Annotated in this window: 5 protein-coding genes; all 5 read left to right on the forward strand. The window is 66.9% G+C overall.

Annotated features, from left to right (window positions below):
• Nucleotides 1-21: 21 nt before the first annotated feature.
• The 5 genes from CKO13_RS11050 to CKO13_RS11070 all read left to right on the forward strand — a co-directional run bounded on the left by CKO13_RS11050 (nt 22) and on the right by CKO13_RS11070 (nt 3,996).
• Entirely contained in the window at nt 22-1,209 is a 1,188-nt protein-coding gene (locus CKO13_RS11050) for a UDP-N-acetylglucosamine 4,6-dehydratase (protein WP_200260930.1), read from the forward strand.
• Nucleotides 1,210-1,211: 2 nt separating this feature from the next.
• Nucleotides 1,212-1,877: a sugar transferase gene (locus tag CKO13_RS11055; RefSeq protein ID WP_200260933.1), complete on the forward strand. Its 666-nt coding sequence runs from the start codon at nt 1,212-1,214 to the stop codon at nt 1,875-1,877.
• 38 nt (nt 1,878-1,915) lie between these two features.
• A complete protein-coding gene (locus tag CKO13_RS11060) occupies nt 1,916-2,923 on the forward strand; it encodes an NAD-dependent epimerase (RefSeq protein WP_200260935.1) in 1,008 nt (335 codons plus the stop codon).
• A 244-nt stretch (nt 2,924-3,167) separates the two neighbouring features.
• Entirely contained in the window at nt 3,168-3,347 is a 180-nt protein-coding gene (locus CKO13_RS11065) for a hypothetical protein (protein ID WP_200260938.1), read from the forward strand.
• A 16-nt stretch (nt 3,348-3,363) separates the two neighbouring features.
• Nucleotides 3,364-3,996 (forward strand): hypothetical protein, encoded by a 633-nt coding sequence (locus CKO13_RS11070; protein WP_200260941.1) that lies wholly within the window; start codon nt 3,364-3,366, stop codon nt 3,994-3,996.
• Nucleotides 3,997-4,213: the final 217 nt, after the last annotated feature.

Consider the following 4,213-nt stretch of genomic DNA (forward strand, 5'->3'; position numbering starts at 1 on the left):
CCCCCAAGGAGCCTGACCCCCATGGATGTACTCTCCCTGATCGGGCGCGACGCCCCCCTCTTCGATGAGGATATCGCCGCCCACGAGGCCGAGCTCTCCGGGTGCGTGGGCCAGGGCCGGTTCCTGGTCATCGGCGGTGCCGGCTCCATCGGCCAGGCCGTGGTCCGCGAGATCTTCCGCCGCAACCCGGCTGCGCTCCACGTCGTCGATCTCAGCGAGAACAACCTCGTCGAGCTGGTTCGCGACCTGCGCAGCACCCTCGGCTACATCGAGGGGGACTTCCGCACCTTCGCCGTGGACGCCGGCTCGGCGCCCTTCGATGCGCTCATGCGCGATGTCGACGGCTACGACTACGTCCTCAACCTCTCGGCGCTCAAGCACGTGCGCTCGGAGAAGGACCCCTACAGCCTCATGCGCATGGTGGCGGTGAACATCGAGAACACCCTGCGCACGGCGCGCTGGGCGCGGGCGAAGGGGGCGCGGAAGTACTTCTGCGTCTCCACCGACAAGGCCGCCGCCCCGGCCAACATGATGGGGGCGAGCAAGCGCATCATGGAGCTCTTCCTGATGCGCGAGAGCGAGTCCCTGCCGATCTCCATGGCGCGCTTCGCCAACGTGGCCTTCTCCGACGGAAGCCTGCTCCACGGCTTCAACCAGCGGCTGCTCAAGCGCCAGCCCCTCTCCGCGCCCAACGACGTGCGCCGCTACTTCGTCACCGACCGGGAGTCCGGGGAGCTGTGCCTGCTCTCCTGCCTGCTCGGGGAGAACCGGGATATCTTCTTCCCCAAGCTCAGCGAGCGGCTGCACCTGACCACCTTCTCGGAGATCGCCGAGCGCTACCTGGCCGCCCTGGGCTACGAGGCGGTCCCGTGCGCCAGCGAGGACGAGGCGCGGGCCAGCGTGGAGGCCCTGGCCGCCCGGGGGCAGTGGCCCTGCTACTTCTTCGCCAGCGACACCACCGGCGAGAAGGACTTCGAGGAGTTCTACACCGAGGACGAGGACCTGGACTGGGGGCGCTTCGAGCGCCTGGGCGTGATCCGCAATCCGGCCGAGTACGACGCCGGCAAGCTCGACCACTTCCTGCAGGCCGTCCACGACCTGCGCACTGCCGGGCGCTGGGAGAAGGCCGACCTCGTCGCCCTCTTCCACCAGATGGTCCCCGAGTTCGCCCACAAGGAGACCGGCCGCTACCTGGACAACCGGATGTAGCCATGCAGCGACTCTTCGATATCCTCTTCTCCGGCCTCGCCCTGCTGGTCCTCTCGCCGCTGCTGCTGGGGCTGATGCTCCTGCTGCGGCTTACCGGCGAGGGGGAGGTTTTCTTCCGCCAGCACCGCATCGGCCGCGGCGGCGCTCCCTTCGAGCTGCTCAAGTTCGCGACGATGCTCAAGGACAGCCCCAACATGGCCACTGGCACGGTGACGGTCACCGACGACCCGCGGGTGCTGCCGGTGGGCCGGGTGCTGCGCAAGCTCAAGCTCAACGAGCTGCCGCAGCTGATCAACATCTTCCGCGGCGATATGAGCGTCATCGGCCCGCGGCCGCAGACCCGGCGCTGCTTCGACGCCTTCCCGCCCGAGGCGCAGCGGGAGATCGTCCAGGTCCGGCCCGGGCTCTCCGGCGTGGGCTCCATCGTCTTCCGCGGCGAGGAGGAGCTGTACGCCGATGTCGACGACCCGGACTGGCTCTACGATCAGGTGATCATGCCGTACAAGGGCGAGCTGGAGCGCTGGTACGTACGCCACCAGGGCCTGGGGAACTACTTCCTGCTCATCACCCTGACGGCCTGGGTGGTCGTCTTCCCGCGCTCGCGGGTGTTCTGGCGGGTCTTCCGTGATCTGCCCGAGCCGCCGCCGGAGCTGGCGGATAAGGTGTAGCCTCAAGACAAAACGGTACAGCAGCGAGCGAGTCCCCTATGAAGATCCTCGTCACCGGCGCCGCCGGCTTCATCGGCTACCACACCGCCCGGGCGCTGCTCGAGCGCGGCGACACGGTGGTCGGCCTCGACAACCTCAACCCCTACTACGACCCCACCCTCAAGGAGGCGCGCCTGGCGCGGCTGCAGGCCTACGACGCCTTCCGCTTCGCCCGGCTCGATCTCGCCGACCGCGAGGGCATGGCCGAGCTCTTCCGCCGCGAGGGCTTCCAGCGGGTGATCCATCTGGCCGCCCAGGCCGGGGTGCGCCACTCGCTGACGGACCCGTACAGCTACGTCGACAGCAACGTCACCGGCACGCTCAACGTCCTCGAGGGCTGCCGCTACAACGGCGTCGAGCACCTCACCTACGCCTCGACCAGCTCGGTCTACGGGGCGCGCACGGACATGCCCTTCAGCGTCCACCGCCCCACCGAGCACCCGCTGGCCATCTACGCGGCGACCAAGAAGGCCACGGAGCACATGGCCCACAGCTACGCGCACCTCTACCGGCTGCCGTGCACGGGGCTGCGCTTCTTCACGGTCTACGGGCCGTGGGGGCGGCCGGACATGGCGCTGTTCCTCTTCACCCAGCGGATGCTCGCCGGCGAGCCCATCGATCTGTTCAACAACGGCCACCACCGGCGGGACTTCACCTACGTCGACGACATCGTCGACGGCGTCGTCCGCGCCTCGGACCGCGTAGCCGCGCCGGACCCGGACTGGGACCCGCAGGACCCGGACCCGGGCAGCTCCGACGCCCCCTGGCGGCTCTACAACATCGGCGCCGACGAGCCGGTGCCGCTGATGCGCTTCGTCGAGGTCCTCGAGCGCGAGCTCGGCATCGAGGCCGAGAAGCGCTACCAGCCCCTGCAGCCCGGCGACGTGCCGGAGACCCACTCGGATATCACCGACCTGGCCCGGGATACCGGCTACCGCCCGCAGGTCAGCGTCGAGGAGGGCGTGCGGCGGTTCGTTGCGTGGTACCGGTGGTACTACGGGGTCTAGGCGGGCGCGGCGCTAGGCGCCGCGCTCCGCCGCCAGGGCCTGGAGGGTCTCGGCCAGGCAGGCGGTGAGCCGGCGCGTGGCGTCGAGGTGGGTTGCCGGAGTGCACGCCCTCGGCGAGGACCTCGGTGTGGGCGCATGTCCTCGCCGCCGGGCTGTGGGGCGGCAATTGCGTATTGAGTGGGACTACACCCTAAGCTATGATTCATTTAGGTTTGATAACCGCAGTCATCGAGGGCAGTCTGCCATGGTGGCCAAGCAAGTCCCCAGTTTCGAAGAGCTCAGTGCACGGCAAGAGTGCGAGCGCCAGCGCATCGAGCGCATCGCTCAGCACGGCTCGAAAGAAGAGCGGCGTGACGAGCTGGAGTGGCAGCGGGCCTTTGTCGGGCAGGTGAGCTGGCAGCCGCAGCCGCGTTCCGCGCGCTGAAGCCGTCCCGGCGACTGTGCTCATCCAGCGGGCGGACATCGTCTGGATTCTCGAGAAGTATGAAGAAAACGGGGGTTGCTCCGACGACTTTCTGTTGATCGGTGGTAGCGCCTCCACGCACTGGTATTTCGCCCTAACCGAGATGGACGAGGAGGCGGAAGAACCGGAGCAGTTTCAGACCCGCGATATCGACCTCCACGTCAGGACCAATAACAGCGTTGGGGCTGTGAGGCAGCGAGTAGAATTGCTCGCCTCGTCGATCGGCGCCACGACTCGATATCCGGAATTTGGAGATTCCACACCGGAATACGCCCGGCTAGTAATCCCAGGGCACTTTGACACCGGCGAAGACCTCGAGATCGACCTCATGAAAAGCCCGCACGGGCTTTCGGCAAAAGAGATTGAGGATCACGCCGAGCAGCTTTTTGGCGATCCCACCTCGGATGGCCAACCTGGCCGTCCGTTTCCCGTGCTCCACCCTGTGCACGTCGTGCTCGGACTCTGCATGAGCTACCTCGAGCTGCCAAGCAAGCGGGATGCAGTCACACTCCAGCGGATCGAGGCACTGCTGCCGATCGTGCGCAGATACCTAATCGGCCAGGCCGAATATGCCCACTCCCCCGATGCCGCCGGCGAGCTTCTGCGGTGAGGGTAACCTCACCGAGCACTGGGACGAGTGTGAGATCGAGCACCGTGGGCATTCGGAAAAGCGGCCATCCTTATTCTCTGTCTGCGACACCGTAGGCTCAATTTTCAAGCGCAACACCCACACCCGGAGCGGGGTAGGATGTTGCGATGGACACTCGATACGAGCACCTCAGTGATCAGGAGCGCGCCGTCATCTTGAGTGAGCGCAGCCGTGGCAG

The sequence above is a fragment of the Halorhodospira neutriphila genome, assembly GCF_016584055.1.
GTDB classification, from domain to species: domain Bacteria; phylum Pseudomonadota; class Gammaproteobacteria; order Nitrococcales; family Halorhodospiraceae; genus Halorhodospira; species Halorhodospira neutriphila.

What these genes read in the sequence shown, in the direction of transcription:
- CKO13_RS11065 (WP_200260938.1), top strand. Translation starts at nt 3,168, where the DNA reads ATGGTGGCCAAGCAAGTCCCCAGTTTCGAAGAGCTCAGTGCACGGCAA.
- CKO13_RS11050 (WP_200260930.1), top strand. Translation starts at nt 22, where the DNA reads ATGGATGTACTCTCCCTGATCGGGCGCGACGCCCCCCTCTTCGATGAG.
- CKO13_RS11055 (WP_200260933.1), top strand. Translation starts at nt 1,212, where the DNA reads ATGCAGCGACTCTTCGATATCCTCTTCTCCGGCCTCGCCCTGCTGGTC.
- CKO13_RS11060 (WP_200260935.1), top strand. Translation starts at nt 1,916, where the DNA reads ATGAAGATCCTCGTCACCGGCGCCGCCGGCTTCATCGGCTACCACACC.